The sequence below is a fragment of the Pseudomonas sp. LS-2 genome, assembly GCF_003605735.1.
Classification (GTDB): Bacteria; Pseudomonadota; Gammaproteobacteria; order Pseudomonadales; family Pseudomonadaceae; genus Aquipseudomonas.
Window position 1 is genome coordinate 87,607 of sequence record NZ_QXTJ01000046.1, and the last position, 26,912, is coordinate 114,518.

Sequence of the window (26,912 nt, forward strand, 5' to 3'; positions counted from 1 at the left end):
GATCTGAACCTTCAAACTGGAGGTTCCATGTCGATTTATGAAGATCTCATCGCAGCAGGGTTATCCTCAGTTGCGACAGCATTACCAACTCGTTTAGCTCGTATGAACGCTTCTGGGATCATCTGTGAAGCTTATCAAGTTCTCTCAGATTTCGAACGGGCTACGCTGGCCAGCTCTCAATGTCGTATGCGACTCCGCAAGGTTTCCTCGATCGACGAACTTGAAGAGCACTGTCGTTTAGTAAATCTTTTGGTTTTGTATACTTCCGAAACCAGGAATTGGCTACTAACCCTTCCGCTCCAACGATTACAGTTGATGCTTGAGGCCGTCGAGGCTACCTGGTAACTCCTTTGCTATAGAGCGTTTATTCTGCTGCAGATGCAGCTAACCCTCGTCGGGCTCCTCCCGGCAGGGTGGGGCCCGGCGCTTAACTGCTGGAGGCTCCAAACATGTTTAATGAACCAATCCACCGTTTAACCAATGACGCTCAATTGCGCTATTCTCACTATCGAGGTCTGATAGAGCAACGTAAGCGTCTTTTGTTTCCTGAAGGTGTCGAAGAGGGGTTTCCAGACTCCTTGCTATTGGATCGTAGGGATCGACCTCACTACCTTGCGACGGTTGCTTCGATCTCACAAATTGAAATTGATGCTGGCCTCGGAGAGCGGGGGATTGCAACAGCTTCCGATCTGCGAGAGCACATCGAGTTGGTCCACGAAATCTCCTCGGCTTGCAGTACTATGCCGGCGTATGAACTCAGGCATTACAATCTTCAGCTGCTTCGAGCGATGAAGGCCGAAATGGTTGATGTTCGTAGAACAGCCTAAAAGAGTGGAGCGGGGGATAGAACCCCCGCTTTTCTGGCGTAGCGCCCAATGCTATATTTCCAAAAGCTGATTCAGCACCCCACCGCCCTAAACCTCAAAAAATCATTTCCCGAAGGTTTTTTTGGAAAGCATCGTTTTCCAAAGCAAGATTCTTTCCGTCGCTTGTGCGGCTGAAGATGCCGTGAGCTGTGCGGCCTTTTACAGCACCATACGTCCATTAGGGCGTTCTAACCCCGCCGGGTCCTTCCCCTTGTTGGGTGGATCGTGCATTTGAATCTGAGGTTTCTCATGTTTGATCTGATCATTATCATCGTCGACTTCGTTTTTAACATCATGTGAGAACGATCTGGGCAAACGCTTTCTGCGTGAGCGTTGGTCCAAGTGCAGAGTCCATTTCCGGTACCTTTATTGTCGAAAGTGAATTCTGCATGGCGCCTTGTGGTGCATCCTATGTGTGAGCTGGTTAAGTCCAGCATTTGTCTATCCTGGTGGGGCCTCTCCTGCCAGGTGAGGTACCCTCTGCTTAATTGGAGGTATCAATGAATGTCGTTTCGTTTGCTTTGGCGGGGGTGTCGCGTGAGCACACAACATAAGAAGCCACTGAAGCATGTCGTTCCAGTTCCCAATCGTGTTGGACATCATTTTGATGCTTTGAGTGATGCTCGATTCGTAGAAATCATGGGTGGCCTCTGTGGCATTCCTAGTAAGGTGAAAGGAGGTCGAAAGTGAAAACCTTCCCACTCCTTATTCAGCTATTACGAGAAACGATGAACCTTACAACTGGGGAAGCGGAGGCCCTCACCCGAGGGGTTGAAGCTGAAGCTGTTGTTCGTTGCGGGGGAAGACATAGGGTGATCAGAAGGGCATTAGCTCTGCGCCAGTTGCCTGCTACCTCCCGACTGCTGACGCGTTACCCCGATGCGTGTGATAAGACTGCATATGCTATTGACCGCGGCTTCGTAGGTCGCCGGCGTGTTTTGGTCCATGACGGAATCGTTGTTTCTCACGGCCATGTGCTGTGGAGCAATTTCCTGTCTCGTCTCTGTTAGTTAAACCTTACCCTTTCGGGGCCTCCAGCCCCTTTGGGGGGTGGGCGCTCCCATACCTGGAGCAACCATAATGTCTATGAACAATTCTATCCGTATTGCATTGGCCCATTGCCTCGAAGCGAAGGGTTACCCCAGTGACAACATCAGCTTTTCGCTAGGCTATTGCCAGGGTGACGGTGCTAGCTTCGTTGGGCATCTTGATGTTGCCGCATTGGCTAAACGTCTCACTCCACAGTACGCAAGAAGCATTTGGGATTCACTCAAGCTTGATTCACGGCTAGAGATAACCAGAAGTTCAGCTTGTCGCTACGTGCACGAGCGTTCGACTACGCTCAACTACGATTCAGCAGGTGTTGAACTGACTGATGCTGACGTGTTCGGCGGAGCAGCCCAACGTGTCGCCTTTCACTCCCTTTTAAAAAAGTTGGAAGTAGACATTGTTGATACCGGCATTGAGTTAGCTCGCTTGGGTTATGAGATCCTGGAGGCATACCCCTCAGAAAGATCCTTGCTCAGGAGCTTTACTACCCGTCTTTTCCGCGTTGAGGTATGGAAGTACTCAGACGAGGATTATGACGTGCTTGAAGATGCTGAGACGTTTGATGATCTTGACAAGAGCATTCAAGACATTCGTGAAGGGAAGATCGAGGCGCTTGGGATTGCGGTCAAGGTCGTTATGGTCGACGAAAACGGTGAAGACATCTCGACCTTGGCTAATTGCCAATTCGGCGGGTTTACTCGGAGCACGTCCATTGTTGGATTGTGTTCGTACAGCAAATCACTCGTGACAGAAGCTATCGCTGAAGCACGGGAGACATATTTCAAACTCATGCAACCACGTCTACGGCGAGTCGCATAACGCATTTCTAACCCTTGGGGGACTTATCCCCCAAGGGGTGAGTACCTCCTTTACCCCCCCGGCTTCGGGGCTTCCCAAAGCTCCCGTGTCGGTGGCTTTCGGAAGTCCTGAGTTGGGTCTTTCTGGAGGTACATGATGAGAAATTTAAAGGCTGATGTGGTTCGAAAAGCTGCGTTGTTGAATGGATGGGATCAGGTTCTCCGCAATCTGTGCCCCGAAATCTCAACCAAAGCTTTTGATAAACCTGGCAAACATGTCGCGTGCCCAGTTCATGGAAAATCGACGCGCAGCGGCGATGGATTCCGTTTCTTGAACAAGAAGGTACCCTTCCGGGATTCAGGCGGGGCAGTTTGCAATACTTGTGGGATTTTCGCGGATGGCTTTGCACTGTTGATGTGGCTCAAAGGTATCAACTTCGCGGATGCGGTTGCTATGGTCGGTGCCGAGTGCAACATCAGGACGACCGACGATGAAAATGCCCAAGAGCGAATCAATAAAGAAAGCCAAGCTAAGCTGGCTGAAAGAAAAAGAGCCTTCGAGGAAAAAGAGCGAGCCGAAAACGTCTATTTGCGTGGTCGACTCAATCAGATTTGGTCTGAAACGTTTGCTCTGACTCATCCAATAGCTGAGCCAGGTAGGTTGTACCTTGCGAGTCGAAAGATCCTTTGCTGGGACAAGCAAGGTGCTGAGCGTGCGGTGCGGTTTCATCCTAGTTTGGCGAGCTACAACGAAGATGGTCAGTTCGAAGGTGATTACCCAGCCATTGTTGCCAAGGTAAGTAAGCAGGGCCGCCCGATCACGCTTCATAGGTATTTTCTTACCGAAAAAGGTATGAAGGCTCCGGTCGAGAGCTGCAAGAAAATGTGCGCCTATCCATCAGATGTGGTTGTAACAGGTGGAGGGATCTTCGTTCAGCAACCTGTAGGGTGGGTTGAGGACGTTTGTGAAGGTCTCGAAACGGCGTGGGCGATTGAAACCGGCATGGACTTGGTGATTACTGTGGTTCCGACGGTGAATGCGACTTTGCTTGAATCATTTGAGCCAGGGCCGCAAACCAAGCTGGTTCGGATTTGGGCTGACAAAGACAAATCCGGCCGGGGAGAGCAGGCCGCTTTGGAACTCAAAAAGCGTCTCTGGGAAAAAGGCATTCAAGCCCAAATCCTGCTGCCTCCGTTGCCAATTGCTGAGGGTGAAAAATCGGTCGACTGGAATGATGTCTTGATTCAGCTCGGTCGGATGGGCTTTCCGAAAGGCAAGAGGGCTGTGGCGTGATTTATCACGGTTCGCTTACTACACAGGTGCTGGGAACTGATCCTGGAATTTGTGAGGACTGCCCATTTTCCCCGCCCCATGGATTCGCGGGGAGCTCGGTTGATTATCGGTTACTCATGGTCAGGCGATTCAGGGTTCCAGTAACCCGAAAAGCAATGATCGAGAGAGCTCGGCGCTTCAAAGAAGGGGGTATCCGCTTTGAAGGCCGATTCGCCTTTGTGGCAGCAGAGCTGTTGTCCCGCATCAGTTCTGCAGATTGTGTGATGAGAAAGGCCAGCTAACGCTGGCCTTTTTTTTGGCCCAAATAAATCTGGGGACGGCAGAAACAGCTTGCTATTACTGACCTTTGTGGTTTTCTACAGGTCGGCCACAGAGATCACTTCATGACCTTCAAAGTAGTAAAGATCAGCACCTCGCGGACGATCAATCCTAAAATTTACCAGGTGCAATTCAACGGAGACGACCGATTTTTTCGCGCGATCGAAATTCACGTCGAACGTGATTTCGGCCCCAATACACTTGATTTTATCGAGCTTTATGGCGTTTGGTGCTGCCTTGTACATCTTGAGTTAGCAGGGTCAAATCGTACTTCACGTAACCTTAAGCTTGTGGTCTCAAGAGGGGCAGTAAAGCGGCTACTTTTGGTATCGAGTTCGAAGGAGGAGCTTTACCAATACGCCTACGCTTTGCGGACTCAATTGTTTGGCCTCGAGGATATCTCTGTTGAAAAAGGGGAGGATTGGCTCCAAAACGAGCATGCCGGCATTTGTCTTAAATGGGACGGGTTGCCTCCGCCGCAACCAGCGATCGACAACCCCGTATTTGGACGTATCCTTATGACATTCCATTCTGCCGTGGAATACTTAGCCGAAACCAAAGGCGAGTGTAAAAGGGAAAACGTATTTGCCAGGCTGAGTCGCATCGTGAAGGAAGCCGATCGGGAGTCTTTACTTCCTGATAGAGCGAACGGGCACAAAGAGAGAAAATATGGATCGTCTCAAGCGGGTACTCGTTATCTGAATAATTCAGCTGGATGGCAAATCGTAGTACGTCCTACTGAACAGAATGACGCGCTTGTGGCCCTCACTGTTTACCAACGTCACGGGTTTTAGTGCACCAATGCTTTTACGCGTGACCCGCATTAGTGCTCTGATAGGGTGAGGACCGAGGTGCGACGAACCTTCAGTGAGGTATAGTCACCGTTTCTTCTTGATGCTCAGGCCTTGGTTGGATTTGGCCCTATCTGCTTTAAGACTGTTGAAGTAGGTATCTTGGGTGGTAGACATGCTTTGGTGACGTAGGTCTGCCTGTAGGTCTTTATCACTCCGGACCTTCGAATCGAATGTAGCTGACGTATGCCTCAGGGTATGGAGCGAGGCAGAGCGAAGCTCATCGATTTTGTCCTCTTCGATGTTAGCCGCTTTCATCCGCTCTACCGCCTTGTCGAACACCTCCTGCAGCAGGAGCCGAATGTGCCTGTCGGATAATCCGGCACGGCCTTGAAGGGTAGCTAGAAGAGGAGTTGATTCATCGCGGGAAGGGAGGCCTGGAAGGTTCAAGAAGGTTCGGTAGCGGCGCAGGTACACATCGATGTACTCCTGTTTCACGCTCACCTCAGCCTCTTTATTGCCCTTGCCAACTACGGAGAACCACCAAAATCCATCGCTGTCTCGGAAGAAAGAATTCATCTTCGGCTTCCAGTTACGCCGGCCTACGATGTCCGAGACTCGGAGATACATCGAGAACATGGTTGCGAGAATGAAGAGGGTGCGTTCGTGAACAACAGGGTCAGCCTCGGCCATTTCCTCGGCGGTCTGGAGTACAAAATTCCACTGTTCTTCGGTCAGGGAGCGAGAACGAACTGACGTTTGGGTAATGTTCTTGAACTCAGATTTCTGCCCAATTGCCTGGAACGGGTTGACCCTGTCAGTGAATCGATCCCCAGCTGCGAATTTAAAAAAGCTCCCGCACACCGCGAAGACCATTACGACTGAATCTGACGCCATCGCATATGGGGCTTCAGGGACGCTTTGATTTTTCTCTTCTGCCAGCTTGGCAGTGCGCTTATCAGTGGTGTGATTGAAGGGCCTCCAGACATCATTCAGGACATATGTGTCGGAAGCCTTGGCTTTCCGACCTCCTTGCCGAATGAATCGTGATTTGACGACAGGGCCAATCCAAGAGTCTGGCGGCTGGCCGCTAAAGTCCAAAAACTCCTGTGCATCGAGCGGCGTCAGATCTGCAAGGCATTTCTTGGCCACGAGAAAAGACCACAGAAGCAAGCGCTCGATGTGCGTTCTGTAGGTCGTGAAAGTCGTGGGGTTCTTGGAGTACATCTTAAGGAATCGACGTACTGCCTGGTAGCTCTCAATGGCCTTGAGTGGCTCGGGAAACGACCTGAGGTAATCAAGGACAATGGGGAGTTCGTCGTTGAGATTGTTGAAATCGAGTTTCACGAACCGACTGTGAGGTTCGAAGAGCGGAAAGGGCTTCTTGGCCATCGTCAGATTCCTTTTGCCCATGGGGTGTGGTAGGGTTTATAGACTGAACCTGATTCTCGGATAATGCAACACGAAAAACCACTATAAACCGGCTACAACCCCCTTCTGAATAGAACTGTGTGCAATATCCCAAAACTCACATTTTCGGATATTGCATTGAGCTAGTAGTCCTTGTAGGCTGATTTTCCTGTCAGGTTTTGGAAAACTGGAGTCGGGGTTTTCAACGGTGGAAAACGTTGGGTAATTGGGTTGAGCGCACCAATGTTGCGCGCCGGCTTGACCAGGCGTTTCTTTCTAAGAAAAGTAAAGTTATTCGCTGTCCGCTCCAGAGGGTTTGTGCCGCTCACGCCATGCTTTCTGTCTGGCCGCAACCTTGTCTTTGTCCTCTTTAATCCTTCCTGAGCTTCGAGCTTCTCGAGCCCAAGCTGCTTTAGCTGCCTTCCGAGCAGATACCTTCTCTTCGTCACTGTTCCACGTCTTTGCTGGGCGACCTCTTTTTTTTGACCTGTGCACTTCCAGCAATTGAGTTGCCGGAGGTTGATGAGACTTCCAATATTCGTCAATGCACATAACCAGCTCTGCTGGCAGGAAATTCTCTCTTTTGTAGTTTTCCATCATAGTAGTAATGTCGGCTTGTCCCCAGATGCTCTCTTCGACTCCCTTTCTTACCTTTTCGAGATTTCTACTGAACTTCATATCGGACATTTTCTGGAGCAAGGTGCCTGGGACATTGCATACAAGGCCGTCAATTGTCCTTTTAATAGCTGACTCAGTAATAAGCTCCCACGCATCCATAGCGTCATTCAGAAACGGGTAACCAGGGTCGCTTAAATAATCAGTGCTCTGTAGGTATCTTATTGCCGAATCATAATTGCAAAAATTGTTCTCGGTAAGCTTCAATAGGTTCTGATAGCTGGTGAGCTCGTCGGATCGTAGTATTGAGGTGCAGTCCTTGCCCGTTGGTAGTGATATTGAGGTGATACCAGTCACCATTCCCGCGGTATTTTTTGTTGGTGTTAATTTTCTGATTCTATAGATCGGCCTCGGAAATGCTGGGGGAAGCTTTCCAGTCTCTCCTGGAAGGGCTGCATAGAAAATGCATAGTTCCTCACCATCTAGAATCGCTGTCTCGCATATCGAAAAGTTCGCGTTGGTGCTATTCAGTAAAAGGTTTCGGAAATCCTTTTCTGCTAATTCGCTGATCTGTCTCCGTGCTTCATCCTTAGTCTTGTACGATTTTCCATAACCCAAAAGTCTTCTAGCAGTTTCAATTGGCGTTGTGAAAATCAGCTCTGCATAGTTGTTCGGCACTCCAATGAGTTTTGCGGTACGGTCGGACGCCATGTGCTTGTTGACAGTCATCACTGTACGGCTTTCGTCATGACGAATGATGTATGCAAGAGATCTAAAGCTTTCGTAGCAGTATTCGACAGATATTGAGCTCGTGATATCTTTGCCAATTTGGCGAACAGAGTTTGCCCGCTCACCCTGCTGATATTTATACTCACCGAGTAAATTTTCTCGTTTTTTCTTAAATATCAGTTCCGCATCAAAGGCGTTTCTCAAGCCCCTATTCAGATCGACGAGAGCGCTTTGTAAGTCGTATTGTCTACCGAAGAGTAGTGCATTTTTAATTCCTAGAATAGTCTTCTTGTCGTAGTCATAGTCCCCAGCGCCATGCGCGTCAACAGTACATATGCAAATTTGGCCGCCAAGAAGTTTTGCCTCTAGGACGAACTGATCATATCCTGCGCTATAGTGACTAGTCTTGTTACAAGACAGTCTCACTAAAAATGACAGATCGTTTTTGTCGTTGGTTATTGGCGTAATGAGTTCATGAATGCGCCATGTGCGTCTCAGATTTTGTTCTCTCTCTCGCCGAAGTCTATCGTCTTCATTCAAGAGATAAAAACTTTGGTAGATTAATCTATCATCTTCTGAGAATGCATACCGTAGATCCGCCAGCAGAAGCTTGATTGATGCTCGAAAGGTTCTTTTCTTTGGAATTTGCACCATTTTGACATTCGGTGCTGCGGACCTTATGCAGGTTGACTTAAACCTAGCAGTGTCATGGTTAACATTTTTGGGGACCACCGCAATATTCTGTTCCCCGATGCGAAGTGCGACCCATAAAATCTTTCCGTCTGACATCAACAGGCGCGTAAGGAAATCGGTTCCGCCATCGAGACGATGCTCCTCTCGTATCACCTTTAGGTCGATAATCTTTTTGCTGGCCATGTCTAACTGTCTGAATTAGTAACGTAGACGTTAATATAGCCGATGATCATGGGATGATCCATGACGCTGGCCACAATCGAGAAGGCATTCACCTCCTTCGACTATGGGCCGCAATTTCTTTGTCACGTAGACGTTAAATCAGACATCGTTCTGAGCCCACACCGGGGCCCGATTCGCCGCTACCAGCCACGAGATGTCAATAGCATGGCCCTATCAGATCAATAATTCGGTGTAGCGATGCTTCAACTCACGTCTGACCATGGACAGCAGTCCACAGCTGCGGTTGTGGCCAAAAATGCAACCTTAACTGAACAAACCTTTCGCCGGCTGAATGACCAGTACGGTGAATTCATGTCTAGTGCCCAGGTATCATGCGAACTCGATTACACGGAAACCTATTTCCGAAAGAAAATCGGCAATTCCCGCTACCAGCATTTGGCATGGGTCAAGGCAATCAGCCCTTCTCGGAAAAAGCGTGGCCGTTTCTGGGTATATGGCACTGATGCTGTCGCCTCTTACCTAGGCCGGGGGGCTTGATATGCGGTTGAAAATTGTAATCGCATCTGCTGTTGTCCTTTTGCTGGCTCAGCAAGCGCTTGGCGAAACCCAGGAAGAATCTTCTCTGCCCGATGCCGGCAGTGGAAAGTTTTATAGAGGAAAATCTGAGGGCTGGTTCTGGTACAAGGACCCTGCCGAGGAGCAGCCAGATGAGCCTCATAAAATTGAGCTTCCCCCTCCTCCCCCTCCTCCGCCCGCTCCTGAAAAGGAAGTCGAGAAACAAGAGCCTGCAGCACCGAAAGGTCCAGCGGTTTTTAGCGTTGCATGGATCAAGAAAAACCTACCGATCTATCGTGATAGAGCGATTGATAATCCGACTGATGAGAATGTCCAAGCCTACTATTACCTGCAGCGAGTGATGATGGACAAGGCATCTAAGTTTTCTGAGATGTCCTCGCGGGTAATTATGAAAGACCCGTTCCTCGACGAGGACAGTCGTCGTCCAGTTGCTACGTATGCTGCAAACGCATTGAATAGAGAAGTAGCCTCAAATAAAGATAAAGTTCTGAAAAGCCTTGGTGGCAAGGTAGGTCTATTTTTCTTCTTTAAGTCAAACTGCGTGCTGTGCGCTGAGCAAGCAAATGTCCTTCAGTCTCTGACCACATCAACCGGGATCAATATTATTCCCGTGTCGGTTGATGGAAGGCCGCTTGATAACGGTGCGTTTCCTGATTATCGGGTTGATGATGGCCAATCCAAAAAACTTGAGATTTTTCAGACTCCAGCCCTTGCGCTGGCAATCCCACCTAATAAGACGGAAATCGTAGGCTATGGTGCCATTACTTTAGATGTCTTGTTCAATCGTATTTTAATCGTTTCCAAAGAATCGGGTCTTATCGATAAAAAAACATTTGATAGCACACAGCCGTTTTTTGATAACGGGTTGTTGTCTCTCGATGATAATGACGGTATTGATGAGGATCTCTTGAATGATCCGCAGAAGTTTGTTGAATCCATGAAAAAGAAATTGGCACGCAAAGCTATCGATGGGGAGCCTCATAATGAGACTGAACAGTAATACTCTCTTGCTGGCTGGGCTTCTCAGCCTGGCACCATTAGGTGCGCACGCTGACATTCAGTCGCAACTTGACTCGATGTTTGACTCGATGTCTAACACAACTGATGCAGGAGCTTATGAGACAGCAACCCGTGGTGTGATTACTGGTGGGTCTTTGCGTGTCCGCAACAAAATTTCTACGACGCCTATAATCAACTTCAAGCCACCGTCTTTTCAAGCTGGATGCGGTGGTATTGATATGTTCGCTGGGTCGTTCTCTTTCATTAACGCCCAGCAGTTCGTTCAGGCTTTACGCTCTGTTGCGTCTAATGCTGTCGGTGTAGCTTCCGGTTATGCGTTTAAACTCGCTTTGAATGCAATGGGCCCGACAGTTCACAACGTCATTCAAAACCTCCAGGAGGTTATGCAAGACATTAACAGCCTGATGTCCAATTCTTGCCAATTAGCGCAAGGGCTGGTCACCGATGCGTTCAGCTCTTTCGTATCCAAGGATACGATGCGAGCCGCGAACATCAACGTCTCTCAGGGTATCGGGGATGCTTTCTCATCGATCATGCCAGGCAGCCTTACCTCTAAATCACCCAAAGAGCAGCAAAGCGATTCTGGGTTGGCCAAGTCCTGCGAAGATATCGGTAACGTGCTGTGGTGCGCCATGGAGCAGTACGGGGCACAGAGCTTTTTTACTTATGGATCTAGGCAGACTGATGAAATCATTATGTCCTTTACTGGCACAGTGTTGATTAAGGCTCTCACTGATGCTGAGGATGGTAAAGGTAAGGTTCCTGAAACTCAGTACTTTGGACCTACCGGTATCACTCTTCAAGACATCGTCGAAGGCAAAAAAGATGAAACAGTGTCGATTTACGACTGTTCATCCGACGAAGCTGCATGCATGGAACTTAAAAGCCAGAATATAGCATTCGATGGCCTTGGCGAAAAAATAGTTAAGGCCTTTAATGGCAATTCCAATTCGCCTGGGATCGTCTATAAATGGGCCAGCAATACTGGCTCTTTCACTGCAGACGAGGTCTCAGTGATAAGTGCACTTCAAAAAGCTGGATTCTCAGCGATGATTCAACGTATTGCACAGCGTAGCGAGTCAATGGCTAAAGGTTTTGTATCTGCTCATGCGAAAATGCTCGCTCTTGAAGGTGCATACTCACTTACTTCATCTTACATCAACACCGCTGAGGCAGTACTTCAGCGCGGCAAGATGGTCGATCAGTTGGGTGAGAAGAGCCGAGAATTTATCGTTGATGCTCGGGATCGTCTCACAGCCGAACATCTCGCCCTGCAGGCCAAGTATGGTAACGATAATGATATGTACAAGGACTGGACAGTTCGTATGCAGGTCATTCCTCCACCTAACTTTATCACTACCATGGGCAATCACCCGGTGAGGGCTCAATAATGGAGTTTACAATTTACTCCGTTGGTTCTTCCTCCTATCTGGAAGAGATCCTTAACGCAGTCGCGATGATTACTGGTACCGGCGATATTGAATCTCTTGCGAAGATAGGATTTCTGATTGGTACCTTGTTTCTTGGGTTTCAGGCGGTGTTCAAAAACCAATCGATTCCGTTTCACCAGGTTGGGATTTGTTTGATCCTTTATCTCGCGATGTACGGTCCATCAGGCCGCGCCATCATCGAGGATGTCTATGATGGCTCTGTTACGGTAGTTGACAATGTACCTTTAGGACCATTGGTGGTTGGATCTGTTGTTTCTAACGTTGGGTATAACATGACCCATCTTTTTGAGCAGGCGTTCTCCACACCTTCAATGACTAGCTATGGGTTTGCTGACCCTATTGAAACATTGATGAAGGTTCGATCGGTTACCGGCAACCTTATGTCGATTCCAGCCTTCACCAACGGCGGCACAGCCAATCAGAACCTGCTCACGTCTTGGTCGAATTATTTCCGCGAATGTACGCTCGCAGGCATGGGCGAGGACATGAACGTCTACGCAACGATTGCGCGTAGCAACGATCCGATGCAGGCAGCGCGATTTAACAGTAGTGTTTACTACACCCAGATCTATGATGGTACCGTCGGCGGGCGAACGCTCAATTGCTCAGACGCCCACACTGCGCTGGTATCTGCAACGACGTCCGCCACCTCCGATGTTATGGATCAGGTAGCAACGGCTGCATTCCAGCGGCCTGGCAAGGTCGTCAGTGGCGACGATGTGACGTCTCGCATCAGTGATTCGCTCTACGCCCTTAACTTGTCCTCTATGGATGCTCGTTCGTTTACGATGGCGTCGATCCTCTATCCAATTTTTCAGCAAGCGCCTGGCCAGAAAGCTGTTGAGGATCTGCAGGGAAGTTACGCCGTGATGATGAGCCAGGCAATGGCGCAACAAAGCACCCAGTGGGCGGCTGAAGGCACCATGTTTACTAAGTACGTGCGTCCATTCATGACGTTTTTTGAAGGGCTCATTTACGCGATAACGCCACTGATGGCCTTTTTGATTACGATGGGCGGGTTCGGCATAAGCTTGATCGGCAAGTACATCATGCTTCTTGCTTGGATGATGCTCTGGATGCCAGCGCTGTCCATTGTCAACCTCTACACGATTTCCTCGACTTCGTCTGTCATGCAGGGCCTTCTTGGGACCTCTTCATTCGATTCGGGTGGATCTGCCGTTTCGTTTGAAATGTTGAAGCAGATGGCTCCAGCCCTCGAGCAAGCAGTGGGCGTAGCCGGGTTGATGGCATCGTCCGTACCTGCGATCTGCTTGTTCCTAGTGTCTGGTACCGCTATTGCAGCCTCGAGTATTGCGGGACGCATGAACGGTTCTGATCAAATTAACGAGAAGATCGCCTCTCCTGACATCATCTCTCCGGCTCCAGCTCTTCAGACGACTCCATTCGCTACCAGCGACTACGACAAAGGGCTTCGTGTAAACGGCTCGGAAAATCAACGGGGTGACATTTCTGTTGGCTCGATCATGAGTGAGGGGCTTTCCAGCACCCGTACTCGCGCTGAGGCGTCGTCGGAAAGCTTCTCGAAACAACTTACTAGCGCCTACGGCCGGCAGCTTGATAGTTCACATAGCATTTCTGAGCAGGCTGCTGTTGGCCGAGGACTGCAGAGCTCGTTTGGTATGACAAATGATGCCGGTTTTCAGGCCGGCTACGATCAGCTGAGGCAGCAGGGTTTCTCATCCAGCCAGATTGATGCTGGCATCGCAAGTGTGGCGCTCCGCGGTGGCGCTTCGGCTACTGCCGGCGTTAAGGCGGGTGGCGGGCCAGCTAGCGCTGGTGTTGGTGTATCTGGTGGAGCGGACGCCTCGAACACAAGCCAGACGACCAGATCTGATAACTCAAGCAGTTCAGAGTCCGCTTCCAACGCTGTCAAATCTGTCCTCGGTGAGCGTATTGCAAACTCGCTGAATAGGACCAGTGGCTATAACCTGGCCGAAAATTTTGACAAATCTGAGCGTTCCGGCGTTTCACAATCCGATCAAGAAAGCCTATCTAAGTCTGCTCAGCAGACCGTCAGTGATCAAAAAGCTTTCCAGCAAGCAGAATCGTTTGTCCGGTCCGCTGGCTACAGCGAGAATTTCAAGCTTGATTCCTGGGCTGGAAAATTCGTCAACGAAAATCGTGATGACGCTGTCGTTTCTGATGCGATGAACAAATACGGTTCAGAGTTCCAGGAGCATCAGCGCCAGCTCAGCAACACAATGCTCGATCCTCGTCGTGCTGATGCAGCTGCTGCGCTGATGACGTTGGCCAAGCATGGTGATTTTGAGGCAATCAATGGCCCACAGGTTAACTACGATCGTTTCTCCAACCTCAAAGGACCAGTGACTCAGAATCTGCAGGCTGATACTCAACATGCTGGACACTCAGTAAATACCGGCTCGTTCAATCGTGGATTTGATGGTCGCAAAGACGCTGCTGTGCATGGAGCAAACCCTGGCGGGGAATTCCAGCGCCTTCGTCCACTGGTGGAGAACGACGGCCAAGCTTACGCTCAGTCGGCAATCAGGCCTGCCGCTGAAAACGCTGAAAACCGCATTCGTGGGCTTGCCAGAGAGGTTAATGACCGCGGTGAGTCCTCGTTTGGCGCCCTCTCTGCTATTTCCAACAGCGTTGCTAGCACACTGGGCTTTAGGGGATCACGTGAGGACTACCAGGCCGAAGGTCGTCATTTGGGGCTCAATGAGGCCCAGGCTGACGTATTTGCGACAGCTCGGGTCGGTGGTCTCACTGACAACTCGAAAGAGCGCTGGGACCAGTACGCAGCTTCCCAAGGAATGGACAATGACCTTCGTGATGGGATGTACCAGCAACTGATTCAGGCCGGCGTGCATGATGACGGATCTGGTGGCCAGCTCGCTGATATTCGTACGCTAAATCAGCGTGATTCAATCGGCGACAACATGAAGATCAACGTTGCTCGCGGTTCTCAATCAACGTACCAACCACCAGTTGTAGATGGATCGGTAGGCAATAACACGCCCGACATCCTGAATCACCAGCAAACGGACAGTATCGATCCTCAACAAGCTTTGCGAAGGTAAGCTTCGCGCATAAAAAACCCGGCATCTGCCGGGTTTTTTATTGAAGGTTTTTGAGTGGCTCCGACATATCATTTCCCTCGGTGATCACGTAAGGGTTGTATTCAGCAAGAGGTGGCAGCTGTGGCTCATAGGTTTCTGGCCCCTTTCCACTGGTACGGTTGAAACTAAGCATCGTCCCCACCATGAAAAACACTGCGGTGGCCAACAGTGCCAAGAAAGCTACGTTAGCTCCGGTTTTCTCGGTGATCACACAGAATCCGATTAGGGCTGAAAGGCTGAAAAACGGCACGTTGATTTCAGCATTTCGGGAATGTGACAAGGACAGTGCACCTGATACTACGAGGAACGCTAAAGCGGCGTAAGCATAAGCCTGTGCCCCAATGCTCATTTCTGCGCTTCCACCGACAACAATACCGCCTATCGCCAGCACGATCGCCACGAGGTGCCGAAGAGTCAGGCCCACACCTGACTCTCGTATTGCCTGCTCTGCGGCCCACAGCTTCTGTGTGGCTGGCGACAATCTTGGGCGCTGTGCATACTCTGCCATGAGGTCGACCACGTTCACTGCATATGCAGCGTCTGCTTGCGATGGGCGACTCTTTGCAGCTACAGCTTGAATGGCTGCAACTGCTTGGGCGAATTCTTTGGGCGCACGGTTGAGAACGCTTGGGTTGAACAACTCGAGATCGATGGAGTCAGGTGGTAAGCTCAGGTAACCCTCGATCAGAGATTCTGCACGTTTTGCTTCAGCGGCGATGACACTTTTCATTTAGTTGCTCCTTTCGACTTGCTTCAATCCTACCCTACTCCAGAATTTTGCAAGCTCACGAGCGCTCGTAAACGACGCCCCCGAGTCGATACGTTGACGGTACTTGATGTTCATCTTCCTGCTCTACCTGGTGGGAATCTCCTAGATTGCCGATCCCCGAAGGCAGATACATGTCTCGTTGCGGCCAAACCTCCTCCCGATTTTTCACGTCGCGCCGGCGACCACCCCTCGCAGTCTTGTCGAATTTTTTTAGCTCAGAGAGCTTCATGGGGGGTTCACCCGCCAGAACGAACACGGGAAGGTTAGCTTTTGGTTGAGCGCTCCATCGTTCTCCAGTGGGGCCAAACCAGATGGTGCACCTAGGATGGGGAGCGATGTTCTTGTGCTTAATCAAAACTTCACTGTCGGACAGCTTCATTATGGCAGTCAGATCGAAAAATTCAGGAGTGTCCTGGATCAGGATCTCTTCGTTTGCTGCACGTGTCTCTGCTTCTGCCATAAGCTGCTCACGGACCTTCGCCACCATTATGCGTTCGGTACCGGTTGTATGGCCTGCCCAAGTGAATGATATCCGTCTTGGAGCTCCGTCGAATGCGTGAACTGACCTTTGCAACTGTTTGGTGCTGAATGTTGCTGAACCTAACGCTCGGCGCATTATCCGCGGCCGCATCTCAGCGGTAAGGTTTTGCGCGATGCGCTCTGCGTCAATCGCTGCGGCAAGTTGTTGCTTAGCATCGTTGATGTCGATCGCATACTGCAGAACGGAGTCCTTCAACTGGAAATAACCTGGTAGGCGCATAACCGTACCTGCGGCCTGGCCAACATCGCGTTCAAACGAACTGATCGCCCCTATCGCGGCGTCAATCGCATCACTGCCGGTAAGGCCGGCAACCTCTATGACTTCGGGTGTTCGTTGCTCCTGGAGCAGCGGTAAGTCCCAGACCTTGCCGGCGACCANTCGTAGGCACGCTGGATTTCGTCGTACATGAACGCCTCCTAAATGCAAAATTATACCACCCCTGTACGGCTTTTACTCATACCACCCCCACCACCTCCTGCAACCTGCCCAACCGAGTTGGGGCTTCCTGCTTTACCTTCCATTCTTTCCTTCCTTTCACCTCCCTTCCACCTTCCATCGCGCGCTGCGCGGGCCGATCAGTACCAGGGGTAGGTCAGACCAGTGCTTATGGTCTAAATGGGCCATCAGCAGCGCAGTAGGGCGTTTGAGGGTTGGGGGGACACCGTGGATGTTACAGAGGGTGATCTGCTCTATCCTGTGCCATGTGCAGGGGTGGTATAAATAATTGTTACGTTTTTGGTGGTACCAGCAGTTCTTCGATTGTCGAGCGATTGTCCACACGCAACGACCCGGTGGAACCTTTGTGACTGCTATTTTCGTCTACGTTACATCCATTACCGCTCGTACATCGACCGTTACCCTTTAGCAGGGTGCCACGCTGTTGATAACACGCGGTTTCATACATCAGGCCTTCTGTGGTCGCCCGACAACACGAGACCACCTCTTGCAGCTCCCGATGTATTTCGCCTGCGATGAACTCGATCGGTTTCAATCCTGGTAAGGCGCTTCTTCCGTACTCATGCATTGCTCCTTGGTTTTCAATCGCAGAAGCCAACCGTACCGATGGCCATCCTGCATTACCGACTCCATTTGGCGCTGGCCTTCGTGCTTGGGGCCAAGGGTGCTGACCTCTGCAGCAAGTTGTCGATCAGGGTAAAAGTGCTTTCTCCGTAACAGTGCTCTCGACTTACCGGATTTTCTCTTTTATTCACCCAGCCCACGTAACCGGCCGCGCAGTGATCTACTACTGGAATCCAAAGCCTGGCCGAGATCCCTCAAGTTCGCAGTAATCGTGCTGGGACCTCAGGGTCAGGCTTCGTCATTCGTTTCTATCCCTCGGGTGGGTTGAGAAACAAATCACGCACTGGTTTTCGTCAATCCGTGGTGGCCAGCGTTTGCACAGTGCCCTGCTGTCTCCATGCCCAATCTGACTGCATGACCTGGTCACCTCCGCACGCATGACCATCCTGACAATTGTTTGTTTGTTTGTTTGTTTGTTTGGAAATGTCCAATCTGGTACCCTTCCCTAAACGTTAATTTCAGAGATGCCCCGATGAGAAAGCCCAGTCTTGATGATGCGGAGATTCTTGCTGCTGGAGATTCACTCAAACGAGATGGCAAGGCTGTGAATGGCTGGTCGCTACGTGCCATCCTTGGATCAGGCAGGCCTGATCGTTTAATGAGTGTCTATGAGAGCTTTAATGGTGGCAGCGACCTTGAGGCTAGTTCGCCCCCAATTCCCCCGGCCGTAGCTGAGCTCATCGAAAAAGCAGTCAAAAAGCATTCAGCCGCGTTGAATTCACTTCTTCGGGATGTAGCAAACGCTTCGGCAACTGCCGCTCATGGTGAATTTGCAGAACGGCTTGCTGAGCTTGCACGCGAAAACGATCGTCTCGTTTTAAGCCAGGAGGATGCTGTTCAATTCCTCCAGTCGTTCGAGGATCAGCTCAGCTCGATGCATAAAGAAAGGTCTGGGTTTCTTGAGCAAATTCAGTCGTTAAGCGACGCCCTGGACAAGTCGAATGATGTGAAAGCTGAACAGGCTCTCTCACTCACCCTGCTGCAGGCGAAGGTTGACGACCTACAACTGGCTGTCGACGCAAAATCGGACCAGCTCAAATGCGCCGGCGATGAATGCATTCGATTACAGGAACGTTGTGATTCGCTATCTCAGATTTCAGCGGAGCTTGAGATGAAGGTGGATCTGGCCCTTCAAAGAGAGCAACGTGCTCGTGACACTGAGTCTCAAAGCCTGGGCAAAGTCAAAGTCCTTGAATCTTTGCGCACTGAGAATGCGGCGCAGATGCAGAGTCTGAGAAAATCGCTGAGTGATGCTGAGAATCTCACCCACCTATGTAATATCGAAAAAGAATCTTTGTCAGACCGCTTATCCCTAGCAACCCAGTTGATTCAAAAGCTTGAGGCTACGATCGGGGCTGCGGGGCTATCGATTCCTAGTTCCTCGGTAGCTTCGTGATGGCTAAGTCGACTGATCTACCTCAAGGGTTCCACGTCTATGGGGCTTCAGCTTCCGCTAAGTTTGAGATTGCCTATAACGCCTCACGTCAACCTGTCCTGGGTCTAGATGTGGCAGCTCGTGTACCCGGCCGTGAGACCTTTGATTGGGCAAACAAGATCTCGTTGCAGGTCACTGACCGTGAGATGCCTAATCTCATGTGTGCGCTGTTAGGGATCTTGCCTGTTTTCGACGTTCGAAATCACGGCTCGAATAAGAACAAATCGATCCGGCTAGAAAACCAACCAGAGAAAGGGATCATTTATCTTCGTGTTTCGGACGGCTCTGGTAGCCTCAGTCTTCCGGTCTCACCTGATAAGGTCTTTCATTTATCCGCGCTAGGCCTGAAGGTTCTTTCCCTCCAGTCACAGACTGACATTCAGACCTCCCTGCTGCTGCTCCGGGGGACGACTGGTCGCCTTATCAACGGTATGCAATGAACCCCGCTTTTGTACCTTTCGATTCAAAAAATAGCTTGAATGGTTAAAAGCGGTTAAAAAGCGGTTAAAGACGGTTAAGGGGCTTAGAAATATCCTTGAACCCCTTGATTTATAACGGTTTGACTAGATTTGTCGTTACCTCATCAAGAGGTTTTTATACCTGATCATGAGGTAAATTTACCTCACTATGAGGTAACCATACCTGATCATGAGGTAAGGCTCCTTTAAGATACGCCATCATGTTAACAACAGCTCGCAAGCCCTTGATTTATAAGGGTTTTGCTTGTTTTTATCTGCCCTGATTATGGAGTAAAGGCAGCTGACTTAGAGGTAAGCCTACTGATTATGGGGTAACTCTTTATAACTCATTGATTTACAAGGATTTTATCTGGTTCTCTAATTCGTGTTTTCTAATGCCGTATTTCTTTGCCAAGACCTGATTTTGGGGTAAAAAAGGCTGTATGGTAATCTCCGCTCTGCTCTGATGGAGGCTCATTTGCACCCTTCGCGGTCACTCCAAAGCGTCTATAAACGCTGATTTTGCCCTTGCAAATGCAATTTTGGTGCTCTCAGAACCTCTTTTTTTCAGGTTTTTCATTCCCCTTACCTCATAGTGCAGGTCCCGGCGTGCGGTTCACGATGGTTCCTTCTGCCTTTTTTTACTCCATAATCAGCCCTACTTTGGAGCTGTTCGCCTTGTGAGCCCTCCCCCCTCCCACTGACTTACCCCATAGTTAGCTCTTCTCGTCCCCCCTTACGCCAAAATCAGCTCAAGCGATTTGCATCCGAAATTTCTTTTTTCAGCTGTTTTTCTGTCTCATGAGTGCGCTTGGGGGGCAAATCAGATACTGGAACTGTCCTTCAGTTACCCCGTAGTCAGGTGTCGTTTCGTCACTGGGCTGTACTGGGCAGCTGATGGACTGAATGCCATGTTCCTGCCAACTGCTGCCGCTGAATGGGTACTGCGTGACCTTGCGTGCTTCTCGAGCTCTGACTCCATCGCCATTGTTCTGCGGATAATCTGTGGCCTGGATTACTACCCTCCCCTTTTTTCTGATCAAAAAAAACCCCGCTATGCGGGGTCTTGTTTGCTTGTCTTACGCCGTTTCACTACGACTTTGTCTTTATTGTCGATGTAACCTTCAATCAAGAAGCCGGATTTTATGAGCTCTGCTAAAGCCTCGCGGATCATCTGCCGTGCTTTCCCAAGCGTTGAAACTTTGCATCCAGAGCTTTTGATCAGTGTTTCTACTTTGATGTCGTACGGTTCTGAGTGTGATGCATAGAAGCCTTGCATCCACTTTGCTAGGTTACCTTTCAACTGCAGGCGCTGTTCCCACTCAATCCTGGTGGTGTAAAGCCCGCTCCCGAAAAGCTTGACGATTTCAGGTTCCAACTCAACGACCCAGGATACGTCCTTTCCTGGCTTGTCTTCCTCCAGCGCATCGTCGTACTCAAATTTCCGAATTAGTGACAGCGCCACTCCCCTGCCGAGACGTTCTGAGTGTATCGTCAAGCTGTTAGCTTTCAGCCTGGTTAGGATTGTCTTGAGCCTATCGGTGTGCTTCCGGCCGTAAGGCATATCCAGCTCTTTTTTCATGGCTAGTGGGCTGAATGCGATTGGGTGGCCAAGATCTGCTTCTCTCGCAAAATGCAGGACCTGAAACCAGACGTCTAGATCATCTTGGCGAAGCTCCTCCCCGGTATAGATCAGACGGGCGTTTCCATAAACTGCCAATTCTTCAGCCCTAAACTGCTGGCGAGCTGTATTGCGGTTCCTTGCGGTAAACAATGCTCCTCTGAGTGCTTCATTCGGCGCTTCTCGGACCTCATCTGCCCACGCCTTCAATCTACGCTCCGCAACCTCTTGTTGGGCTGCCGTGACGGCCGCAGCCCTGTCCCTGGCAGCCTGCATACCACTGCCTTTGGTCGTTTTAGGTGTAGTTTTTGGGGCAAGATTCATGTCTTCCCCGCTAAACAAGTCGGCAGTTTTATGGTTCTCTGATTTCTCAGTGCTCACATCGGGACCTATCGGGCGGCAGTAAGGTTTTTCACAAAGTCTTCAATCTGTTGGAGATGCTCTTGTGTGAAAGTGCTTCTGTTCAGTTTCAACTCGAAATGCGATTTCGTGGTTTTAACCTGGCCGATCTGACCACCATTCATCTCAATTTTCTGTGGTGTGATCTTGGCCGAGGGTTCTCCTCCGAGTTTAGCCTCTAGTTGTGCACCAAGATTCTTAATTGGGCCGCCCGTTGCTGAAGCTTTCTGCACTATTGTGATTAATGCTTTGTGGACCAATTCAAGAGACATCCCCTCCTCTGATCGTTTCTTGAAAATCCTAGCCAGCGTTTCTGCTGTTAAACCTGAAATCATGTCAGGCGCCGTAGCAAGATGATCATCAACTGGTGCAGGAAGCTGTTCGAAGCTCATGAGCCTGTAATAGAGAGTTTTACTAAGGCCAAATTCTTCATGCGTCTGAGATCCACTGCCAAACTCTCGCTTGTGTCTGATGAGCGAACGCGAAAGTTCGTAATCGGTTAAATCTTCCCGCCCAAGGTTCTCAGCCATTGCTAAGGCTGACATTTCTTGGTCCGATATCGTCCTGGTGTGGGCGAGAATTAAAGCCTTCTTCAATAGCTTGTGCGCCCTAAACCGCCGCTCCCCCGAGACGATCTGGTAGCGATCTCCATGAGGTCGTACAGTAATCGGCTGTTGTAGTCCTTGCTCGTCTATGAGCTGAGCCAGAGCCTCTATGCCCACAAAACGTAGCCGGGGTTGGTAAGGGTTTGGGTCGATTGAACTCAAGTCTATTGGGCGAGCGGTCCAGAGATTTGTATCATTCTCTCTGTCCATCGTGCCCACGATTTCTTGGTGAGCAATGAATCCCGCGGTCATTGAACCAGCTAGTCTTGCCCCGATCCCTGTGCGTTTTCTAGGCACCTGGGTTTGAGGACTTTCATTTGCTGGGTCTTTTGATACAGCAGGTTTTTTACTCATGGTTTACGGCCCTTTCCTTTTGTCTGCTTTGCCACGTATGCCGCTAGTTCTGCGTACTGCTTAGCTACTGGGTTTCGTTTATCTAAATCACCCACTGTCAGCTTAACAGCTACAGATTGGTTCACTTTTGTGGACGGAGAAATGTATACGGGCAGTACCTTACCGAATAACTGCTCTGCATCCGATTCAGTTTCTTGGCATAGGGTCATTCGTTTGTCATGCTTTGCAAGTAGAGCGCCCAAGAAATCCAACTCGGGGTTGATCTGCTTGATTTTAGTGATTCTTTGCTGTAAGTCCGCGAGTCCATAAAGCGCATAGCTGGCTCCCGATTCAACCGGGATTATGTAATGTGTTGCCGCAGCTAAGGCGTTCATTGTTAAAAGCCCAAGGTTCGGCGGGCAGTCCAAGATTATGTAGTCCGCATGACCGATTAGTGGTTTTAGTCGCTCCTTAAGTACTTCATTTGGCCGAGCTGCCTCATGGCGAATAACGTCCGGTACGTTTTCCAGGCTCATCGATCCATAGATCAGGCTCACGCCCTCAACGCTAGTCTCGTCGAATATGTACGTTGCAATATTAGGGTTCGGCTGAAGCATTAATTCAGCGAGGTTTTTGCTGACTTTCATTGGGTGCACTACACCAATGTGAATCGACGCGTTCGCCTGAGGATCCATGTCCACCAACACGACGGACGTGTCTTCACCCTGCTTCGCAAGATTATCAGCCAGGTTAATGGCTGTAGTTGTCTTTGTAACCCCTCCTTTATGGTTACAAATTGCGATGATTACAGTATCAATTTCGCCGGGCTTGGCTTTAGTGGCGGCCATTTCTGCTCCTAGATATTTTCGATGCATGCCTCTTAATGTCATACACCGTGATGCTCATTATGCAACATTAGCCCGGTTTTTTGCGCTTGTCCTTGGATATTTCCACCATTATCTGAAGCCTGGTTGTCGACTTGTGATACGCCCCGTTTCATGATTGGCAGCTGATCGCCTCTGTGCCGGCCTCGATTCTGGGTTCGGTGTTCCTATTTCTCGATTCCCACTATGGGAATTCTTTCTTGCAGCCAGCTGTAAGCTCGTTGATCCTGCCCTGCCCTGCCCTGCCCTGCCCTGCCCTGCCCTGCCTAGCATCTGCTGCCTCCGTTTCTGGTTGGTCCGAAGGATCGTACTCCTCTCATCAGTCCCGTTGAATTGGGTGACCCTTCGTCAAAATTCCCAGTATGGGAATTTTCATTGGATTGAATGGTGGCGGCTTAACCCGCCGTTTTTTAAGTCTCCTTTGTAGGCTCGCAGATTGCCATTGAGGGGGGCGAGAAACTAAGAACATCTATTCGCACATGAACCTATGTGATTCCCACTATGGGAATTCCTTCTCCTAGCCAGCTGTCAGCTTGCTGATCCTGCTCTGCTCTGCTCTGCTCTGCTCTGCTCTGCCCTGCCTAGCATTGGCTAGCTCCGCTGCTGATTGGTCCGAAGGATCCCACTCCTCTCTTCAGTCGCTTTGATTTGGTTGACCTTGGTCAACCTTCCCACTATGGGAATTTTCATCGGATTTAATGGTTGGGTGGCTTACCCCGCCGTTTTTCATGTCTCCTTTGTAGGCTCGCAGATAGCCGTTGAGGGGAGCGAGAAACTAGGACTATCCCTTCGCTCATGCACCTATGTGATTCCCACTATGGGAAATCCTTCTCCTTGCCAGCTGTCAGCTTGCTGATCGTTCCCTGCCCTTCCTAGTATCGGCTTCTCAGCTGCTGCTTGGTCCGAAGAACGCGTACTCGCTTCCTGAGACCCGATGAATAGGATGATTTTTCATCGAGATTCCCACTATGGGAATTTTACCGAATTGAATGTCTGGGTGGCTTAAGCCGTAGGTTTCTATGCCCCCCCTTTGTTGGTGCCCAGTTGATCATCTCGGTGGAAGGCAAAAACCGATTTGTTTCCATACATGCCTTTTGAATTACCACTATCGAAAGTACGATCTCTCTCAAATCTCGAATTACTCACGCGTTCTTCAATGCACCGACTTGTGAGCATCGCCGTTTTGTTCCAAGTCGTGGCATTGCGATTATCTTTCAGGATCTGGGTTGTAGGCTCTAACATCTTTCGATGCTACGACCCATACGGCATTCGTTATGGAAAACCGCTGCTTGCCTCTCCTTAGTCCGCGGGATTGCTAGAAGCATGTGAAACTCGGCGGCATCATGGTCGACAACCATTTTGATTATGAGAGTTAGCTAGTGCTTAAGCGCTCCTCCCCGCAACACCGTGCTCTCCGTGCTAGCTGGGCTTCACCTGGCGGCATTGGTATTGACAGCATTCGTTTTGAATCCCTGACCGCTTGTTGTCCCGGCAGTATTCCCACTATGGGAATACATGCGACTCTTTTCGCTGAAGCATTTGCTTAGAGTACCGGCGGGCTCTATTTTGCTATGCATCTGTCCTCGGTTGGTCCGTTCTATGTCTAAGCTCTCTGGGTAGGAATAGACGCCGAAAAGGAAGTCAATGGCATAGTTTAGCTTTGCCGCCTCTGGTGATTATCCGCCAGGTGCGAAGTCCTAGATCGAGTAACGCCCCTTTCGTGGGACATCTCTGATGGCGGCCGTCTGGCCACGGCATACAGAGATAGAAGCTATCCTCTATCCTTAAAGCTGTAATTCCCACTATGGGAATCAAAGGCCATCGCTATCTCACGTCTTGAATTGAACCTCACACAAGTATTCTTGCCACGTCAGGCTGGATTCACATTAATTGCTTCAGTTGAGTCAACAAGAGCACTCCCAGTTTTGAGAAATGGATACCGCCTGATTGACGTCCTTATGTGGGAGCTGATTCCCATTATGGGAAATGGCGACTCTTGGCCCGTACGATCACGGCTCTACACAGGTCGAAACTGTCCGGTTTTAGTTGAAGCGGAGATCCTGATGCAGGTCTTCGGTCTCTATCCAATTTCTCTAAGCAAGAAGTGACTGCTTAGTAATGACCTAGCTCAGTCATTAGGCCGGTCCTACCGCGCAACGTACGGTTAGAAGAAAACACCACCGTTAGCGATGTTGACCACTGAAGGTCGTCGGTGAAGGGGAGGGCGCATGCAGTGTGTTACTGCCCTTACCCCATAATCAGTTTCTGCTTTCTGGGATGATAGACAATCGATCGACAATCGCTGCGCAATCGGTGATCGATCGAAGTAGACGATTGTCGTCAACAGTTCCTCCCCTCCAAGGGGCGGGCATAGATCGACATTCGGACGACAATTGTTTGTCGATCGTCACCTAAAGGAATTCCCATGGTGGGAATAAAAAAAGGTCGCCATGTGGCGACCTTTCCAACAGCAAATCGTTGCGAGACTTTATATCGTTGGTTGCATTTCTACTGCGAGCCTGGCTCGCGTAACCCCAACATACAGTGTGTTCAATTCTTCGTCGCCGATCGGAGGAGGGGAGGCCCCTCGTGATGGTCCGGAATACTGAAAGTCATCGCGAATAACTACGTTGTTGAATTCTCTCCCTTTAGCTCGTACGCAAGTCATCAGCTGGATTTTGGGATTTGTGTCCCTTGCTCGGCCTGTGAGTAGTCGATTGAGATCACTTTCACGCCTTGAGTAATCCCGTGCCAGGCTATAGAGCAGAGCCGCTTCAGTGGTTGGGTGAGCATGTGACCATTCAGCCAGGTCCTCATGGTTTTTGAAAAATGCATAAGCCGGGTGCCGTGCTTCATTTTTTGCATTTCTTAATAGCGCGTACGTGGACAGAATCTTGTCACGCAGGTCAGCCATATCGCCCGTGATGGCGTAGGACTCTCCCATGTCGCTCAATGCCATTGCGTCTCTGATTACGCCGACATTAGTTCGGAAAAGCCTAGTGTGCTGCTCCTTCGCTGAGATGGGGCCGACACGACTTGGTTTGCCTGCCATCCCTCTTAAGCAAATAGAGGGCGGTGTGGTTTTCTTCGAGAGGATCTGATTGGCTAAGCTCGCGATTTGGGGGCCAAACCTAAACGATAGAGTCAGTGGATACTGTTTGCCCGGAACTTTGAGCATTGCATCCTTTGAGCCGCGGAAGGAGGAGATCTGTTGTCCTGCGTCTCCAACGTAGCAAGCGCGCCTGGCAAATGCCAAGCACGAAAGCATGACATCAGTAGCGTCATTAGCTTCGTCCATGTAGACCTGGTCGAAGGTGGAAAGGCCAGGACAGCCATCCAACTGCCATGCTTTGACGTAGACCTCATGGGGGACGTGCAATTTCGTCTTACTACCAGGTCTTAAGGCGTTAAAAAGGACTACAGCATATTTGGCCCCCAGTTCACCTACAACAGGGTCTCTTACCCAACCTGGAATGTGCTGTTTGCCGAACTCCCGATTACTGCTGTGGCAATAATTCATCAGGATTGCAATGGTGACCTTGGCGAAGCTCATCACTTCGATGGGTAGCTTTTTTCTAGATAAATCAAAGGCTTCAATGACGTGAGAGGGGTAAACCTGACCTACTGATCGTCCAATTATGAGAGTCCTGGCCCATTCGAATGCAAGGCTGTTGAACGTTCTTACCGCTGCTACATCACCGAATGTGGTCTGCAGTGACTCAATCAAGGTTTTGCTGAACGCCAATACAAGAAGCCGGGTTGCCCCGGCTTCTCTGCAGTCCAATGCTGCACCTTTGAGCGCTGTAGTTTTTCCACATCCAGCGCCGGCAGTTGATTTGATGACGCCCCTAGGAGCCCCAAAAGCTCCACAGCGGCTTTTCTGAATGCCG

At 50.0% G+C, this 26,912-nt stretch carries 19 protein-coding genes; 11 read left to right on the forward strand and 8 right to left on the reverse strand.

The window, feature by feature from the left end; translation table 11 throughout:
- The first annotated feature begins 27 nt into the window (after window positions 1-27).
- From D3M70_RS31130 to D3M70_RS31155, 5 genes are all read left to right on the forward strand, one after another.
- On the forward strand, window positions 28-345 hold the full coding sequence (locus D3M70_RS31130) for a hypothetical protein (protein ID WP_120130050.1): 318 nt from the start codon (window positions 28-30) through the stop codon (window positions 343-345).
- Between the two features lie 104 nt (window positions 346-449).
- Window positions 450-827, forward strand: a complete 378-nt coding sequence (locus D3M70_RS31135; protein ID WP_120130051.1) for a hypothetical protein — start codon at window positions 450-452, stop codon at window positions 825-827.
- A 1,119-nt stretch (window positions 828-1,946) separates the two neighbouring features.
- Window positions 1,947-2,735, forward strand: a complete 789-nt coding sequence (locus D3M70_RS31145) for a hypothetical protein (protein ID WP_120130053.1) — start codon at window positions 1,947-1,949, stop codon at window positions 2,733-2,735.
- 132 nt (window positions 2,736-2,867) lie between these two features.
- A complete protein-coding gene (locus D3M70_RS31150) occupies window positions 2,868-4,007 on the forward strand; it encodes a toprim domain-containing protein (protein ID WP_177418501.1) in 1,140 nt (379 codons plus the stop codon).
- A 383-nt stretch (window positions 4,008-4,390) separates the two neighbouring features.
- Window positions 4,391-5,119 (forward strand): hypothetical protein, encoded by a 729-nt coding sequence (locus tag D3M70_RS31155; RefSeq protein WP_120130056.1) that lies wholly within the window; start codon window positions 4,391-4,393, stop codon window positions 5,117-5,119.
- An 84-nt stretch (window positions 5,120-5,203) separates the two neighbouring features.
- Here the strand turns inward: D3M70_RS31155 and D3M70_RS31160 are convergent, their stop codons facing one another.
- Together D3M70_RS31160 and D3M70_RS31165 are read right to left on the reverse strand one after the other, a co-directional pair.
- On the reverse strand, window positions 5,204-6,508 hold the full coding sequence (locus D3M70_RS31160) for a site-specific integrase (RefSeq protein ID WP_120130057.1): 1,305 nt from the start codon (window positions 6,506-6,508) through the stop codon (window positions 5,204-5,206).
- A gap of 309 nt (window positions 6,509-6,817) precedes the next feature.
- Window positions 6,818-8,746, reverse strand: coding sequence for a hypothetical protein (locus D3M70_RS31165; RefSeq protein WP_120130059.1), 1,929 nt, complete (start codon window positions 8,744-8,746; stop codon window positions 6,818-6,820).
- Window positions 8,747-8,983: 237 nt separating this feature from the next.
- Between D3M70_RS31165 and D3M70_RS31840 the strand changes: the two genes are divergently transcribed.
- The 4 genes from D3M70_RS31840 to D3M70_RS31180 are packed head-to-tail and all read left to right on the forward strand — an operon-like array spanning window position 8,984 to window position 14,858.
- Window positions 8,984-9,283 (forward strand): hypothetical protein, encoded by a 300-nt coding sequence (locus D3M70_RS31840; RefSeq protein ID WP_133306556.1) that lies wholly within the window; start codon window positions 8,984-8,986, stop codon window positions 9,281-9,283.
- A gap of 7 nt (window positions 9,284-9,290) precedes the next feature.
- Window positions 9,291-10,322, forward strand: coding sequence for a conjugal transfer protein TraF (gene traF, locus D3M70_RS31170; protein WP_256660050.1), 1,032 nt, complete (start codon window positions 9,291-9,293; stop codon window positions 10,320-10,322).
- Window positions 10,306-11,733, forward strand: a complete 1,428-nt coding sequence (locus tag D3M70_RS31175) for a conjugal transfer protein TraH (RefSeq protein WP_120130062.1) — start codon at window positions 10,306-10,308, stop codon at window positions 11,731-11,733. The genes traF and D3M70_RS31175 overlap by 17 nt, the downstream gene beginning before the upstream one ends.
- Complete coding sequence (locus D3M70_RS31180; protein ID WP_120130064.1) at window positions 11,733-14,858, forward strand: conjugal transfer protein TraG N-terminal domain-containing protein; 3,126 nt, start codon at window positions 11,733-11,735, stop codon at window positions 14,856-14,858. Before D3M70_RS31175 ends, D3M70_RS31180 begins: the two co-directional genes overlap by 1 nt.
- A 37-nt stretch (window positions 14,859-14,895) precedes the next feature.
- Here D3M70_RS31180 and D3M70_RS31185 read toward each other — a convergent pair whose 3' ends face one another.
- Both D3M70_RS31185 and D3M70_RS31190 read right to left on the reverse strand, forming a co-directional pair.
- Complete coding sequence (locus tag D3M70_RS31185; protein ID WP_120130065.1) at window positions 14,896-15,627, reverse strand: hypothetical protein; 732 nt, start codon at window positions 15,625-15,627, stop codon at window positions 14,896-14,898.
- Window positions 15,628-15,682: 55 nt separating this feature from the next.
- On the reverse strand, window positions 15,683-16,584 hold a 902-nt coding region (locus D3M70_RS31190), incomplete at its 5' end, for a DNA replication terminus site-binding protein (protein WP_165869946.1).
- Window positions 16,585-17,759: 1,175 nt separating this feature from the next.
- Between D3M70_RS31190 and D3M70_RS31195 the strand changes: the two genes are divergently transcribed.
- Both D3M70_RS31195 and D3M70_RS31200 read left to right on the forward strand, forming a co-directional pair.
- A complete protein-coding gene (locus D3M70_RS31195) occupies window positions 17,760-18,683 on the forward strand; it encodes a DNA-binding protein (protein ID WP_120130069.1) in 924 nt (307 codons plus the stop codon).
- On the forward strand, window positions 18,683-19,162 hold the full coding sequence (locus D3M70_RS31200; RefSeq protein WP_120130070.1) for a hypothetical protein: 480 nt from the start codon (window positions 18,683-18,685) through the stop codon (window positions 19,160-19,162). Before D3M70_RS31195 ends, D3M70_RS31200 begins: the two co-directional genes overlap by 1 nt.
- Window positions 19,163-20,234: 1,072 nt before the next feature.
- Here the strand turns inward: D3M70_RS31200 and trfA are convergent.
- The 4 genes from trfA to D3M70_RS31220 all read right to left on the reverse strand — a co-directional run bounded on the left by trfA (window position 20,235) and on the right by D3M70_RS31220 (window position 26,806).
- Window positions 20,235-21,182, reverse strand: a complete 948-nt coding sequence (gene trfA, locus D3M70_RS31205) for a plasmid replication initiator TrfA (RefSeq protein ID WP_120130072.1) — start codon at window positions 21,180-21,182, stop codon at window positions 20,235-20,237.
- Window positions 21,183-21,190: 8 nt separating this feature from the next.
- A complete protein-coding gene (locus D3M70_RS31210) occupies window positions 21,191-22,159 on the reverse strand; it encodes a ParB/RepB/Spo0J family partition protein (RefSeq protein ID WP_256660051.1) in 969 nt (322 codons plus the stop codon).
- On the reverse strand, window positions 22,156-22,986 hold the full coding sequence (locus D3M70_RS31215; RefSeq protein WP_120130074.1) for a ParA family protein: 831 nt from the start codon (window positions 22,984-22,986) through the stop codon (window positions 22,156-22,158). Before D3M70_RS31215 ends, D3M70_RS31210 begins: the two co-directional genes overlap by 4 nt.
- 2,524 nt (window positions 22,987-25,510) lie before the next feature.
- Window positions 25,511-26,806, reverse strand: a complete 1,296-nt coding sequence (locus tag D3M70_RS31220) for a 3'-5' exonuclease (protein WP_375233064.1) — start codon at window positions 26,804-26,806, stop codon at window positions 25,511-25,513.
- Window positions 26,807-26,912 lie beyond the last annotated feature (106 nt).